This is a genomic window from Sphingobium sp. V4 (assembly GCF_029590555.1).
GTDB lineage: Bacteria > Pseudomonadota > Alphaproteobacteria > Sphingomonadales > Sphingomonadaceae > Sphingobium.
Genome location: NZ_CP081001.1, coordinates 2,197,503 through 2,211,684, shown reverse-complemented (window position 1 = coordinate 2,211,684; position 14,182 = coordinate 2,197,503). Strand labels below are relative to the sequence as shown.

The window sequence follows — 14,182 nt, the reverse complement described above, 5'->3', positions numbered from 1 at the left end:
CGCGCATTTGCTGCAATGTCTCGCCGCAATAGCGTGCAATCTTTACGCTTTGGCAAGCGCGGGATGCGAAACAGGATCAGATGAGCGAAACGACGCCCGATCAGGACGGCATTCTGCCGCAGGCCGCGCCGGCGCCGGAAAATCCGGCCGACGGGGCGCTTGCCTCGCGCCGCCAGTTGCTGATGGGCGGCGCGGTCGCGGCTTCCGCGATCGTGTCGATCCGTCCTGCGCTCGCCAACACCGCCGCCTCGGTGCTCAACTGCACCATCCCCGTGCCCGACGGTGGCCGGGCGGGCAATTATATCGCCCCCAATGGTCAGGTCGTGCCCGCCGGCACGCCGGGCGCCTTTCCCGGCACCGGGCGCAGCTTCACCGGCGAACAGGTGAAACAGGCGCTGCGCGGTCGCCCGCTGCCTGGCACCAGCTACGACCAGAACCAGGCCTATCTCAACTATATTCGCCGCCTGCAACAGGGGACGAGCGGCTTCACCTGCTACGCCTCCCTGCAAATGCCGCGCTGATCCGACCTTTTTCCGCGACGACAGCGCCCGCTCGCCAGCGCAACGACCAGAACCGGTACGGCTTGGGAGCGTTGACACCGTCGAACCTGCAACGGTTCGGTTCAACGGCAGACGCGGCACATGCATCCTTCTCTCGCGCCATCGGCGCCCGCACTTTCCGTTGCGGTCTATCTCTATCAACCGGGCGACGGCGGGCTGGATCGCGTGGCCATCCTGCTCGCCAACCATCTGCTCGCCCGCGGCGTCGCGGTCGAGCTCTGGATGACGCGCACGGATGGCCTGAACGCGCACCTGATCGATCCGGGTCTGGTCGTCCGGCGCGTGCCGGCGCCGCGCGGAACGCGTCGGCTCGCGATGATCGGTCAGTTCCCGGCGCTGCACGCGATGGTCCGCCGCCACCGGCCCGACATTCTCTATTCGGCGGGCAACCAGAGCAACATGCTGGCGGCGCTGGCCTGCCTCGGCACGGCAACCCGATCGGTGGCGCGCATTTCCAACCCGATCGTCCGCCCGGCCCAGCCCGCGCTCGGCGCCTGGGCGCGGGTCCGGCGCTTCCGGGCGATCACCCGCCTGTCGGCGCTGACGATCGTAATGGGCGAACATGACCGTGCGCTGCTGACGGACAGCGGGGACGTGCGCCTGCTGCCGCGCCCGACGGTGACGCCGGCGATGGAGCGGGCGCGCGACCGGCGCCTGCCGCGCGAACCGCACCAGCCCTTCCGCCTGCTGATGGTCGGCCGCCTCGCGCCGCAGAAGGACCAGGCGACGGCGCTCGCCGCCCTGGCGCGGCTGCCCCATCTCGACTGGCGGCTGGCGATCGCGGGGCGCGGGCCGCTGCGGGCGGCGCTGGAGCGGCAGGCGCGCGATCTCGGCATTGCCGACCGGATCGATTTCCTGGGCTATGTCGGCGATCCCGATCGGATCGCCGCACTGATGGGGGAGGCGGACCTGCTCCTCCAGCCGTCGCGCTGGGAGGGGCTGTGCGCCACCTTGATCGAGGCGATGGCCTGCGGCGCGGGAGTCGTCGCCACCGACAGCACCCCCAATATCCGATCTCTGTTGGCGGCGGCAGGCCAGCATCCTCCCGTGCCGGTCGGCGATGCCGCCGCCTTCGCCCGCGCCATCGAACGGGCGCTGGCCCGGCCGGCCGCCCCCGCGCAATTGTCCTGCGCGGTGCGCGCCCATGGTCTGGCGCCCGCACTCGACGCCTATCTCCGCGCCTTCGCCTCCATCGCGCGCCAGCCGGAACGCCAACCGATCCCATCGCCTGCCTTTCCCTGATACGTTAGGCACTTGGCTACTCTCCCGCGCTAGGAGGGGGTGAGCAGCAGGAGCGCCGGCAAGTGGAAGCGACGGAACATTATCGGCTGGAGGCGCGGGATGCGACCCGCGCCTGCGTGCTCGACGATCTTGTCCTCCTCTATCATCCCCGTTCGGGCCAGACCCATATGGTCATCAGCCCGGTGCCCGAGATTCTCGACCAGATGCGGGTCGGCGAGTGCGTCAGCGCGGCGGAGGTGCATGACCGGCTGGCCCACAGCTTCGACCTTGGCCCACGCGAAACCGCGCTGCCTCAGATCGCGGCGCATCTCGACGCGCTGGTCGCGCTCGGACTGGTGCGCCCGGCATGAGGCATAGGCTGACGCTTCGTATCGGCCCCGCCAGCTTCCGCATCGGATCGGCGTGGCGCGCGCCGATCGACCAGTTGGCGCGCCTCTACGCCGCCTATCCGCAGGCCGGGGACGCCATCGCCGATTTCACTGTCCGGCTCCAGCCGACCAGCCTCGCGCGCCGCTGGATACGGCCCTCCATCTTCATCACCGGCGACCATGGCCTGGCCGATGCCGCGCCGATGAGCCTCGCGCACGGCCTGCTCGCCGCCGAAATGGGGATGAACCTGCAAATGGCGCTGGGCTGGCGGCGGCACCTTTTGCTCCATGCGTCGAGCGTCGAGAAGGACGGGCGCGTGCTGGTGATGACCGGCGAATCCGGATCGGGCAAGTCGACGCTGGCGGCGCTGCTGGGGGAACGCGGCTGGCGCTTCATGGGCGACGAGTTCGCCCTGCTCGATCTCGACAGTGGCGCGATCCTGCCCTTCCCGCGCCTAGTATCGCTCAAGAATCGTGCGATCGACGTCGTCGCGGATGCGGTCGGCGACGCGCGGATGGGGCCGCTGCTGCGCGCGACCGCGAAGGGCGACATCCGCCATATGATGCCGCGGGGCGACGCCGTCGCCCGGATGGACGAAGGCGGGATGCCGCGCCTTCTGCTCTTTCCCCGTTTCGGTCATGCCGCCGATGTGCGCGCCGTGGGGCAGGGGGAAATCTTCATGCGGCTGACCCAGGCGTCGACCAATTATGTGGCGCTCGGCGAACCGGGTTTCGCAGCGCTGACCCGTTTCGTCCAGGCCGTGCCCGCGCGCGCGATCGACTTCCCTTCGGGCGATGCCGCGTTCGCCATGGTCGATCGCCTGTGGGAAGAGATGGCATGAGCGCGGTGCTGCTGGTCCGTGCGCTGCGCGATCCCGCCGCCGTCGCGGGCCTGGACGCCACGGGCTGGAACGGCCTGATCGCCGCCGCCCGCGCCGAGCGGCTGATCGGCACCCTGGCGCACCGGTTGGAGCCAGTCGCCGTGCCACGCGCGGTCGCGCCGATCCTGGCCGACGCCCGGCGCGACACCGACCGGGAAGCGCGACAGGCGCTGTGGGAAGCGGATCGCTGCGTCGATGCGTTGCGCGGAACCGGCGTGCCGACCATCCTGCTCAAGGGCACGGCCTATGCCGCCGCCGGGCTGCGCGCCGGGCAGGGGCGTTTCATCGGCGATCTCGACATTCTCGTGCCGCGCGACGCCATGCCGGTGGCGGAAAGGGCGATGATGGCGGCCGGCTGGGAATGGGTGAAGCCCGATCCCTATGACGACGCCTATTATCGCCAGTGGATGCACGAACTGCCGCCGATGATCCATCGGGAGCGGGACCGGATGATCGACGTGCATCATACCGTGCTGCCGCTGACCGCGCGCCAGACGCCCGATGCCGCCGCGATGATCGCGGACGCCGTTGCGATAACCGATGGATTATATATCCTCTCGCCCGAGGACCGGATCATCCACGCGGCGGCGCACATGCTGGCCGACGGCGACTTGCAGGGCGGCCTGCGCAACCTGTGGGACATATATTGCCTGCTGTCCGATGCCGATCCGGCGGCGCTGGAAGCGCGCGCCGTCCGGCACGGCCTGCTGTCCCATGTCCGTCAGGCCCGGCGCCTCGCCGCCGCCCTCTATGGCGACGGCGCGCGGCTCACCCTCCGGGACCGGCTGGTCCGTGCGCGCCTGCTCGCCCGCAACGGCTGGGGGCAGGAAACCGCCAAGCCGCTGGTCTTCGCTTTCTATCTCCGCTCCCACTGGCTGCGGATGCCGCCGCTGATGCTGGCGCGGCACCTCTGGACCAAGTGGCGCAAGGGGCATCGCCCGCAATAATGTGCGTCAGTCTTTGGCCAACATCGCCGCGACCGCCAGCCCCGCCATGTCCGCGACCGCCAGCAGCCGCGCCGCCGCGATCCCGCCGCGCGCATCGGACGACAGGCCGGACATGATCGCGATCATATAGTCCGCGACGACATCGGCCTGTCCCGGATGGATCGGGCGCAGATAGTCGCGCACCCGCTCGCGGCTCGCCTGTTTCCAGGCGCAGGCCAGCGCCGCCGCCTGCCGATCGGCGCCCCGCGCGCCTTCCAGCACCAGACATCCCGGCGCCTGCGGATCGGCCGCGTAGACGTTCGCGGCCACGCCCAGCAGGCGCGTCAATGCCTGCGCCGGATCGCTGCCGGGCGCGAGCAGATCGTCGACCGGCAACGCCTTGCGGGCATAGCGGCCCAGCACTTCGTCGAACAGCTCCGCCTTGCTGCCGAACGCCGCATAGAGGCTGGGCGGATTGATCCCCATCGCTTCGGCCAGCGCGGCGACGCCGACGCCCTCATAACCCTGCGCATGGAACAGCGCCTGCGCCCGATCGAGCGCCGCATCCCGGTCGAACGCGCGGGGGCGGCCACGGGCTTTCGATTTTTCTTTATCGACCACTACAAAAATCCTTGAACCTACCTGTCGATGATTTATATAGCGATCATTACAAATATCTCAAGGACACCGACATGACCGACTTCACTTCCAGGAAAGCCCTTGTTCTGGGCGGCAGCCGCGGCATCGGCGCCGCCATCGTCCGCCGCTTCGCCGGCGACGGCGCGCAGGTCGCCTTTACCTATGCCGGATCGCATGACGCGGCGCAGACCCTCGCGAGCGAAACGGGCGCAACCGCCATCCAGTCGGATGCGGCCGACCGCCAGCAGGTGATCGACGTGGTGGCGGGGCAGGGGCCGCTCGACATATTGGTGGTGAATGCAGGCGCTCTGGTGATGGGCGATCCGCTCACGCTCGACGCCGACGCGGTCGACCGGATGATCGACATCAATGTCCGCGCGCCCTATCACGCCGCCGTCGAAGCCGCGCGGCGGATGCGCGAAGGCGGGCGCATCATCGTGATCGGCTCGGTCAATGGCGACCGCATGCCGTTCGAGGGCGGCGCGGCCTACGCCCTCACCAAATCGGCGTTGCAGGGCATGGCCCGCGGCCTCGCACGGGATTTCGGCGCGCGCGGCATCACCGTCAACATCATCCAGCCCGGCCCGACCAATACCGACATGAACCCGGCCGACGGCCCGATGGCGGACATGATGCACGGCTTCATGGCGATCAAGCGCCATGCCACGGGCGAGGAGATTGCCGGTCTCGCCGCCTATCTCGCCGGCCCGGAAGCGGGCATCATCACCGGCGCGCTGCACACGATCGACGGCGGCTTCGGGGCCTGATTTGCAAGGCGCTATGGGCGTGGGAAACGGCAGACCCTTCCCACGCTATTTACCGAGTCGCTGCGCCAGATACTCGATAAGCCCCCGCGTCGCCGGATTGAGCGGATTGCCGAAGATCCCTCGATTGTTGCTGGTATCTGTTCGGGGCATTTCGCGAACTTCAGTGATGACGCCATGCTCATTGAGCAAGGCAGAAAAGTCGGTGCCGCCGCGCCGATTTCGTCTCTCTTCAGACAGCAGAAGCAATGCGTCAGGAACATTGGGTGTCGCGAGATGGCCGATTGCGGAGTTGGCCGTTCTTTTTTCTTCCGTCTCACCGAGCGCTTCCAAAATTTTCAAGCGCCGATCTGGCCGTGCGGTCCGCAAGGTCAATTCCGGGTCCAAGCCGGCCGCGTCAATCAGTATCAATGCCCGCAAATTTTCAAATGCCAGCGCTGTTCCGTCAGTCCAACCCGGCTCGGTAGCCATCAAAGCGGCCGGAGCGCCGCCGCTGCCGACGCCGATGATCGCGAACTGGTCTGTTCGGATGCCTCTCCGTTCCGCCTGGCTGGCCAAGAATTGCAATATGTTATTGACGTCGGCCACGATAGTGCGGACGCCGACCGGACGACGCGGCCTGGTTCCCATCGCCGCCACCGCAATTCCGCTGTCTGCGAGTGTTGCGGCGAGTTTATAGGCTGAGACGGTTTGGCGGGTGGGCCACCCACCATCCTCGATAATGAGCACCAATGGTGCTGGGGTGCGGCCTGACGCGCGCCAAAAGTTCATGATCTGCGAATGGGCTGAGCCGTAACGAACCGATACAGGCGGGCGGGTGGGGGCAAATTGCTCGCCGTTCGACAGGCTCTGTGCATGCGACGGTAGAGCGGTGACAGCCAGACCCGCAAGGAGAATGGCTATCGATAGGCCGTGCCGCTCCGCCATGTCGGTCAGTCCTTCTTCAAGATATCCAGCGCCAGCACCGTCATCGCCTCGCTCGCCGTGGCGATCACCTTGTCCGCCTCGGGCGCCCAGAAGGGGCTGTGCAGCGAGGGGAGCGAGATCTGCCCGGCCTGCGCCGCCGCCATCTTGTCCGCCGGCACGCCGCCGACCCAGAAGATGAAGCTCTTGATCGACTTGTCCGCGCGATAGAAGCGGCCGAAATCCTCGCCGCCCATCACCGCCGGGGTCTTGACCACGCGGCCTTCGGGGAAATGCGTCTTGAGCAGGCCCGCCATCTGTTCGGCGAATTCGGGCGGATTGTAGGTGGAGGGGGTGAACTCGTCCTTCACCGTGACGACCGGCATCCGGTCGTCCGGCACGCCCGCCGCGATCGCCTCCCCGCGCGATATCCGCTCGATCCCCTTGATGAGCTTCGCGCGCGTCTCGTCGGAATAGCTGCGTATGGTCAGCAGCAGCTTAGCCTCGTCCGGGATGATATTATGCTTGGCGCCGCCCTGGAAGCTGCCGACCGTGACGACGGCGGGGTCTTGCGGTTCCTGCTCGCGGCTGACCAGCGTCTGGAGCGAGGTCACGATCCGCGCGCCTAGCACGATCGGGTCGCGGGTGGTCTGCGGATAGGCGCCATGGCCGCCCAGCCCCTTCACCACGATGTCGACGCTGTCGACATTGGCCAGCGCATAGCCGGGGGTATAGCCGACAACGCCTGCCTCCAGATTGGCGGCGTCGTGGAAGGCGATGGCGTGGGTCGGGCGCGGGAAGCGGGTGTAGAGCCCATCCTCCAGCATGTCGCGTGCGCCCTTGCCCACTTCCTCGGCAGGCTGGAGGATCATGACCAGCGTCCCCTTCCACTGGTCCTTGCGCGCCGCGAGCAGTTTCGCCGTCGCCATGAAGGCAGTCATATGAGTGTCATGGCCGCAGGCGTGCATCACGCCGGTCTCCACGCCCTCGGGCGTCTTGGTGCGGACCTTGGACGCGAATGAAAGGCCAGTCTGCTCGACCACCGGCAGCCCGTCCATGTCGGCGCGGATCAGCAGCACCGGGCCAGTGCCGTTCTTCATCATCGCGACCACGCCGGTGCCGCCGACCTTCTCGGTCACGTCATATTTCAGCGCCTTGAGCCGCTTGGCGAGCTTCGCCGCGGTATTCACTTCCTGCAACGACAGTTCGGGACTGGCGTGCAGGTCGCGATAGAGGGTCATCAGCCCGTCCATGTCCTTGGCGATCGCCGCGCCGATCTCGCTCTGCGTGGTCGGGGTGGCGGGCGCCTCGGTCGGAGGGGTCTGGGCGGCGGCGATGGACGTGAAGCTGACGGCGGCCAGAATGGCCGTGAGCGCGTGGCGCATGTGCGTGAATCTCCCTTGCTGTCCAGAAGCATAGGGTGATTTTGCGCCGGTAAAAGGGGGATTGTGGCCGGGCCGGCCGTCACCGGCCCGGTTCAGTAATAATCGTAGATGCCGGTATAGGGCAGCTGGAAATAGTTGAGTCCGCTTCCGATCACCCGGCCCAGCCGCGACCGGCTGTTCTTGAAGAACAGTTCCTTGATGTTGAGCGCCACGCCGAAGAAAATGTCGCGCTTGGGCCTGATCCCGGCGGCGCGGTCGGCCGCGAAGAAGTTTTTGCCGCGATAGCCGGCCTGCAACTCCACGAAGCGCAATGGGCTGGTCTTCAGCTTCCGGAAGCCGGCCAGTTCCAGCGACAACAGGAAATGCTGCTGCTCATAATGGCGCTTGCCCTTGAAGCTGTAGACCTCCGAATTGGGCCTCACCAACAGCCGGAAGTCGAGCTTTTCCTCCAGCCCCGGCACGCTGTGGCGCAAAACCGAGAAAGCGGCGCCCGCGGTGTTGAACACGATGTCCTGATAGGAAAAGCCGCTGTCGCTCTTATGCCCGTCCCATATCTCGCCATAAAGTTGCAGGCCGGTGGACAGGATCGCGGCGGGCAGGGCCGCGGCCGCCCGGTCGCCGGTCTTGCGGGCGATGCGCGCGCCCAGGAATTCGGCGAACAGATAGGCGTTGAAGGCGTGGGTCAGCTTGTCGATGCCCAGATTGTTGGTGTTCCGCCCGAACCAGCCTTCGTCCTTGAAATGGAAGGACTCGGTGTCGTCGGTCCAATAGGCCTGGGTCGCGGTGATATAGGCGAACAGGCCCAGCGTTTCCCATTTGGCGGCGCCGATGCGGCCGCCGAGCGAGCGATAGCGGTCCGGGTCCGTCGCCGGTTCGTCCGTATCGACCGGCGGTCCCGCGATCGGCGCCACGGCGGATGCAGCGTCCTGCGCCGGTGTGAGTTCCGCAAGGTCGAAGGAGCCGGCCGACGCGGCCGCTAACCGGATCGGCGCATCGCCGCTGTCCGCGTTGGCCATGACGGAAATCGCGTCGAGCGTCTCCGTCGTCGGGCCCGCGCCCTCATTGGCCCGCGCTGCCACGGACATGGCGGCGATCAGCGCCATGCCTGACGCACATCGCCCGATGCGCCCAAGGCTAGTCTCCATTCCCACAATCTTGTCCCCCATTCAACGACGGAGCGACCTTCTGTTATGGGGCGATGATAACCCAAATTCCTTATATTACAATTCGATGAAACTGCGCCCTGTCGACCGCTGCGCCTCGCTTCGGCGCGCGGCGCGCGCATGGGGTGCCGGCCCGCCCGGCAAGGACGGGCCGAACCGGGCCTAGCGCGCGGTGATGAACGCCCGGATGTCCGCGCTCAGCTTGCGCAGGTCGTCGGGGCGGACATACATCATGTGGCCGGCGTCATAATAATGATACTGGATGCGCGACGCGTCGAAGCCGGTGCGGCTCATCGCATATTCCGCGCCGAAGAAGGGCGTGGCGAAATCATACCAGCCCTGGCCGACAAAGACCTTGAGGCCGCTATTTTCCCGCAGCGCCTTGCCCAGATAGGGCGCGACACTGGCATAGACTTCGCCGTCGCGCCCGCGCTGGCCCTGCAATTTCCAGTCCCAGCCGCTGACCCCGCCGATCGTCACATAGGACCGGTCGGTGCGATATTTCAGCGTGTCGCGGGCATAGCTGTTCATCGCCGCGGTATAGGCGCCGTCGATTGCGGTGAAGCTGGGGTCATTGTCCGGCTCCTCGCCGGCGCGGTCATAATCCTTGCCGGTATAGCGGGTGTCGAGCCGGCCTATGCTCACCCCCCGGTCGCGCAACAGCTCCTTGTAGAAGCGGCCCGGCGACACGCGCAGGTCGGCATTGTCGACGAACGGTTCGGACAGGCCGGTCAGCCGAGCCAGTTCCGCGCGGACGCTGGCGCGTTCCCCGGCGGGCAGCTGGTTGCCCTTGAGCAGCGCCGCGGCATAGGGGCCGATCGCGAAGGCGCGCGCCTGCTGCGCGGCTTCGGCCACCGTCGCGGGCGGATTGCCCATCTTCCTGTGATACCAGGCGGTCGTCGCCATCGAGGGCAGGTTGATGATATAGGGCATCTCGTTGCCCTGCACCTCGGCCGTGGCGCCGAAGTCGAGGATGGTCGAGATCAGGATGATGCCGTTCACCGTGACGTCGTTGTAGCTGCCCTCCAGTTCATTGATCAGCGCCACCGACCGGGTCGTGCCATAGCTTTCGCCGCCGATATATTTGGGCGACGACCAGCGGCCATTGTCGTTCAGCCACAGCCGGATAAACTCCGCGATCGACTTGGCGTCGGCCGACACGCCCCAGTAATCCTTGGGGTCTTTCTTGCCGATGGCGTGGGAAAAGCCGGTGCCGACCGGGTCGATGAAGACGAGATCGGTGACGTCCAGCAGCGATTCGGCATTGTCGACCAGCGGATAGGGCGGCGCGCCGTCATCCTGCGCGTCGGGCAGCACGACCCGCTTGGGGCCGAAGGCGCCCATGTGCAGCCACAGCGATCCTGATCCCGGACCGCCATTGTAAAGGAAGGTGATCGGGCGCGTCTTGTCGCCGCCATCCTTGACATAAGAGGTGGCGTAGATCGCCGCGAGCGGCTTGCCGTCCTTGTCCTTGAGGTAGGTTTCGCCGGTCGTCGCGGTGTAGCTGATCGCCTTGCCGCCGAACACACCCTTGTGCTTCGTGACGGAAACATTGGGCGCAGGGACGGTGCTCTCAGCAGCTTCGTCCTTCTTCCCGGCCTCGTCCTGGGCCTGGGCGGTGGTGGCGGAAAGGGCCAGCGCCAGGACGGCGAGGCTGGTGGTGAAACGCATGGCAGTCCCCTTGTTTTACATTTGTCGGACTAGCGGACGGAGGGAGCGGTGGAAAGAGGGCGCGCGCCACTGAAGCGACAGGGGCGATTTCACGCCGTTGTCGGCGTTTCCGGCCCAAGCACCCCCGAAGCCTCCGCGACGCGCGCCCAAAGTGCTTTCGCTGCAACCGGTGCGCGCCTGCACCGCGTTACTTTTGGCGCAAAGGAAAACGGTCGGTGCAAGGCTGTGAACGACGGATCGGCTCCATCCCGCAGGATGGATCGGGGATAATCCCACCAGGAAAAATAGTTGTGGATGCGGTGCGGCCGGGCAGGGTGGGTAGCGTAACGGCCGCTCTCCATCGTCATGCCCGCGAAGGGGGGGATCCATCTCCGCAGTGCCGTGCTGGACGCACGGCCAGGAGATGGGTTCCCGCTTTGGCCTGCGGCCGCCCTTCGGGTCGCGGGAATGACGAAATGGGTAACGGTAATGCGGGATGACCGCTTTCGAGCGACGTCGCGCCGCGCTTAACAGTCTGCTTCTGGCCGCTCGCAGCCATTTCTCATCCGTCATGCCGGGCTTGGCCCCGCATCCCGCTTCCGTTCGGAACATGCGCGAAGAAAAGCGCTACCCCGGATCGGGTCCAGGGTGACGCAAGCGTCGAAGCAGGTTCCTACTGCGCCGTCCAGCCGCCGTCGATCGAAAGGTTCGCGCCCGTGACCTGCGCCGCCGCGTCGCTGCACAGATAGAGCGCCGTCGCTGCCACCTGCTCCGCCGTCACGAACTGCTTGGTCGGCTGGCCCGCCAGCAGCACGTCATTGATTACCTGCTCGCGCGTCAGCCCGCGCGCCTTCATCGTGTCGGGGATCTGGTTTTCCACCAGCGGGGTCCAGACATAGCCGGGCGAGATGCAGTTGGCGGTAATGCCGAAGGTCGCGACTTCCAGCGCCACCGTCTTGGTGAAACCGGCCAGGCCATGTTTGGCGGTCACATAGGCACTCTTGAAGGGGGAGGCGGTCAGCGAGTGGGCTGATGCGGTCTGGATGATCCGCCCCCACTTTTGCGCCTTCATGTGCGGGATGGCCAGCCGGGTGGTGTGGAAGGCGGCGTTCAGGTTCAGCGCGATGATGAGATCCCATTTGTTGAGCGGGAAATCCTCGACCGGGGCGACATGCTGCATCCCGGCATTGTTGATGAGGATGTCGACGCCGCCGAACGCATTGGCCGCTTCCTTCATCATCGCCTCGATCTGGTCGACTTTCGTCAGGTCGTGCCCCGAATAGAGCGCCTTGGCGCCCGACAGCGCCTCAAGGCCGACGCGTTCCTGCTCGATCGCGGCGGCATCGCCGAAGCCGTTGATGACGACATTGGCGCCTTCCCCGGCTAACGCCTTGGCATAGGCCAGCCCGATGCCCGATGTGGACCCGGTGATGAGGGCGGTCTTGCCGGCCAGGGATTTGCTCATGCCTGTTTCTCCTTGAGGTGATCGGGGGCGTCCAGATCGAAGCTGGAACTCTTGCCGTTCAGGATGTTGCGGGCGATCAGGTCGCCCTTGTGCATGACTTCCTCCACTGCCTCGCGACCCTGGCTCCAATGGTCGAGCATGGTCGAGCGGGAGAATTCGAAATCCTTGGCGCCGCTTTCCCAGTTGCGCGACCGGTAGATGAGGTGGACGATGTTGACCGATCCCTGGTCCAGGCACTGGCGCAGCGCCTGCGCCTGCGCGCTGTCCTGCAATTCGGGCGGCAGCTTGTCGAGCAGCGCCTTGATCGCGCCATGCTCGCGGCGTAGGCGCAGATACTGGTCCGTCACCTGGCGGGTGCGGCTGCTATACTGGATGTCCTTCATGCGCGAATAGACATCGGTCATCTGCTGCGGCATCGGCCCTTCGGCGGGGAAGAGGTCGACCTGGAACACCAGCATGTCCTCGGTCTGGTGGTTCAGCACATGGGCGAGCGGGGTGTTGGACACGATGCCGCCATCCCAATACCAGCGCCCGTCGATCTCGACCGGCGGCAGGCCGGGGGGCAGGGCGCCCGACGCCATGATGTGGCGCGCGTCGATCCGCGTGTTGCCGCCGGGGCCGCGCGTGTCCCAATAGGCGAAATTGCCCGATTCCACGTCGACCGCGCCGACCGAGAGGCGCACCGGCCCTTCGTTCAGCAGATCCCAGTCGATGCAGGCGTCGAGCGTCTCCTTGAGCGGGCTGCTGTCGTAGAAGCTGATCGCGCCGGGCGTCCCTGCGGGCATCAGCGGCGCGGGCCAGAGCCGGGGGCGGAACATGCCCGGCACGCCGAAGGTCGCGACCGTGCCCGCCGCCGTCAGGTGCGCCGCCTCTCGGATATGGTCGATTTCCGGCAGGATGACGTTGGGCATCCCGCCCGATACGGTGTACCAGAATTTCTTGAGCCGGCTGATCCGGCGGTGCGGCGGGTTGCCGGCGATGATCGCGGCGTTGACCGCGCCGATCGAGATGCCCGCGACCCAGCTGACGTCCACCCCCAGCTCGTCCAGCCGCTCATAGACGCCCGACTGGAAGGAGCCGAGCGCGCCGCCGCCCTGGAGCAGCAGCGCGATTTCGCGGGGGAGGGGGAGCGGCGTCCTGGCGCGGCGCAGGGGCTTGGCTTCGGCGTGTTGGGGTTCGATATCTGCCATGTCGCACTGCAATATAAGCTTTGATCGCGCCAATCCAACTTAATGTCGCGCAAGAAATCACGATCCGTCGCAACCTCGTCGCCTTCGGACGGTTTCCCGTTCCGATGGAATGGCGTAGGCACAAGGCCGGAAAGGGAGGGCGCGATGCGGCTCGACGACGAACAGGAAAGCAGCCATTTCGAGGTGCAGGAGGGGCGCGGCGGCGGCCTGGGTGGTGGTCTGGGCGGTGGCCTGGGCATGTTGCTGCCCCTGATCGGCAGCCGCTTCGGCTGCGGCGGGATCGTCATCGTGCTGGTCATCATGGTGGTGATGGGGGTGAACCCGCTCAGCCTGATCGGCGGCGGGGGCGGCGGGCAGCCGGTGCAGACGGAGCGCCCGGCAACCGGCGAACTGAGCGACGTGCAGCGCACCTCGCTCAAGGTGCTGGGATCGACCGAGCGGCGCTGGGCCGACATCTTCCGGGCGGAGGGACAGCAATATCCGCCGCCGACCCTCGTCTTCTACAGCCAGAACGGCCAGTCGGGTTGCGGCGCGGCGCAATCGGCGATGGGGCCTTTCTACTGCCCGGCCGACCAGCGCATCTATCTCGACACCGATTTCTTCAACGAGATGGAAAGCCGCTTCAACGCGCCCGGCGACTTCCCGATCGGCTATATCATCGCGCATGAGGTCGGCCATCATATCCAGACCGTCACTGGCGAGGCCGATCGCATCCGCAAGGCGCAGCAGCGCGTGTCGGAGGCCGAGGGCAACGCCCTCCAGGTGAAGATGGAGTTGCAGGCCGACTGCTATGCCGGTGTATGGGCGGCGCGCGACACCAATCTGATGGAGGCGGGCGACCTGGAGGAAGGGATGCGCGCGGCCGAGGCGATCGGCGACGACACGCTGCAGAAGGCGGCCGGCCGCCGTCCGGTGCCCGAAAGCTTCACCCATGGCACCAGCGCCGATCGGATGGCCTGGCTGCGCAAGGGTCTGTCGACCGGCGATCCGGCCCAGTGCGACACGTTCAAGGGCGCGATCTGACGATCAGGCAAGGGTGCGATCTT

At 66.6% G+C, this 14,182-nt stretch carries 14 protein-coding genes; 7 read left to right on the top strand and 7 right to left on the bottom strand.

Annotation, left to right across the window (positions count from 1 at the left end; all coding sequences use genetic code 11):
• Positions 1-80 precede the first annotated feature (80 nt).
• The 5 genes from K3M67_RS10990 to K3M67_RS10970 all read left to right on the top strand — a co-directional run bounded on the left by K3M67_RS10990 (position 81) and on the right by K3M67_RS10970 (position 3,998).
• Entirely contained in the window at positions 81-521 is a 441-nt protein-coding gene (locus tag K3M67_RS10990) for a hypothetical protein (RefSeq protein ID WP_066857646.1), read from the top strand.
• Between the two features lie 120 nt (positions 522-641).
• The gene (locus K3M67_RS10985; RefSeq protein ID WP_285831485.1) at positions 642-1,802 is read left to right on the top strand and encodes a glycosyltransferase; all 1,161 of its coding nucleotides are present in this window, start codon (positions 642-644) and stop codon (positions 1,800-1,802) included.
• Between the two features lie 62 nt (positions 1,803-1,864).
• Positions 1,865-2,152: an HPr-rel-A system PqqD family peptide chaperone gene (locus K3M67_RS10980; protein WP_285831484.1), complete on the top strand. Its 288-nt coding sequence runs from the start codon at positions 1,865-1,867 to the stop codon at positions 2,150-2,152.
• Positions 2,149-3,012, top strand: coding sequence for an HprK-related kinase A (locus K3M67_RS10975; protein ID WP_285831483.1), 864 nt, complete (start codon positions 2,149-2,151; stop codon positions 3,010-3,012). The genes K3M67_RS10980 and K3M67_RS10975 overlap by 4 nt, the downstream gene beginning before the upstream one ends.
• Positions 3,009-3,998: a nucleotidyltransferase domain-containing protein gene (locus K3M67_RS10970; protein WP_066857658.1), complete on the top strand. Its 990-nt coding sequence runs from the start codon at positions 3,009-3,011 to the stop codon at positions 3,996-3,998. The genes K3M67_RS10975 and K3M67_RS10970 overlap by 4 nt, the downstream gene beginning before the upstream one ends.
• Before the next feature lie 6 nt (positions 3,999-4,004).
• Here the strand turns inward: K3M67_RS10970 and K3M67_RS10965 are convergent, their stop codons facing one another.
• Positions 4,005-4,598 (bottom strand): TetR/AcrR family transcriptional regulator, encoded by a 594-nt coding sequence (locus K3M67_RS10965; protein WP_066857661.1) that lies wholly within the window; start codon positions 4,596-4,598, stop codon positions 4,005-4,007.
• A 71-nt stretch (positions 4,599-4,669) separates the two neighbouring features.
• Between K3M67_RS10965 and bdcA the strand changes: the two genes are divergently transcribed.
• Positions 4,670-5,383 carry an SDR family oxidoreductase gene (gene bdcA, locus K3M67_RS10960; RefSeq protein ID WP_285831482.1) on the top strand — a complete coding sequence of 238 codons (714 nt, stop codon included), beginning with the start codon at positions 4,670-4,672 and terminating at the stop codon, positions 5,381-5,383.
• 45 nt (positions 5,384-5,428) lie between these two features.
• Here bdcA and K3M67_RS10955 read toward each other — a convergent pair whose 3' ends face one another.
• From K3M67_RS10955 to K3M67_RS10930, 6 genes are all read right to left on the bottom strand, one after another.
• On the bottom strand, positions 5,429-6,307 hold the full coding sequence (locus tag K3M67_RS10955) for an alpha/beta hydrolase family protein (RefSeq protein WP_285831481.1): 879 nt from the start codon (positions 6,305-6,307) through the stop codon (positions 5,429-5,431).
• 5 nt (positions 6,308-6,312) lie between these two features.
• On the bottom strand, positions 6,313-7,668 hold the full coding sequence (locus K3M67_RS10950; protein WP_285831480.1) for an amidohydrolase: 1,356 nt from the start codon (positions 7,666-7,668) through the stop codon (positions 6,313-6,315).
• A gap of 92 nt (positions 7,669-7,760) precedes the next feature.
• Positions 7,761-8,771: a DUF2279 domain-containing protein gene (locus tag K3M67_RS10945; protein WP_285831479.1), complete on the bottom strand. Its 1,011-nt coding sequence runs from the start codon at positions 8,769-8,771 to the stop codon at positions 7,761-7,763.
• A 222-nt stretch (positions 8,772-8,993) separates the two neighbouring features.
• The gene (locus K3M67_RS10940; protein WP_285831478.1) at positions 8,994-10,502 is read right to left on the bottom strand and encodes a S10 family peptidase; all 1,509 of its coding nucleotides are present in this window, start codon (positions 10,500-10,502) and stop codon (positions 8,994-8,996) included.
• Positions 10,503-11,154: 652 nt separating this feature from the next.
• The gene (locus tag K3M67_RS10935) at positions 11,155-11,946 is read right to left on the bottom strand and encodes a 3-hydroxybutyrate dehydrogenase (RefSeq protein WP_285831477.1); all 792 of its coding nucleotides are present in this window, start codon (positions 11,944-11,946) and stop codon (positions 11,155-11,157) included.
• A complete protein-coding gene (locus K3M67_RS10930) occupies positions 11,943-13,136 on the bottom strand; it encodes a patatin-like phospholipase family protein (protein ID WP_285831476.1) in 1,194 nt (397 codons plus the stop codon). The genes K3M67_RS10935 and K3M67_RS10930 overlap by 4 nt, the downstream gene beginning before the upstream one ends.
• Before the next feature lie 144 nt (positions 13,137-13,280).
• Between K3M67_RS10930 and ypfJ the strand changes: the two genes are divergently transcribed.
• Positions 13,281-14,159: a KPN_02809 family neutral zinc metallopeptidase gene (ypfJ, locus tag K3M67_RS10925; protein ID WP_066857676.1), complete on the top strand. Its 879-nt coding sequence runs from the start codon at positions 13,281-13,283 to the stop codon at positions 14,157-14,159.
• Positions 14,160-14,182: the final 23 nt, after the last annotated feature.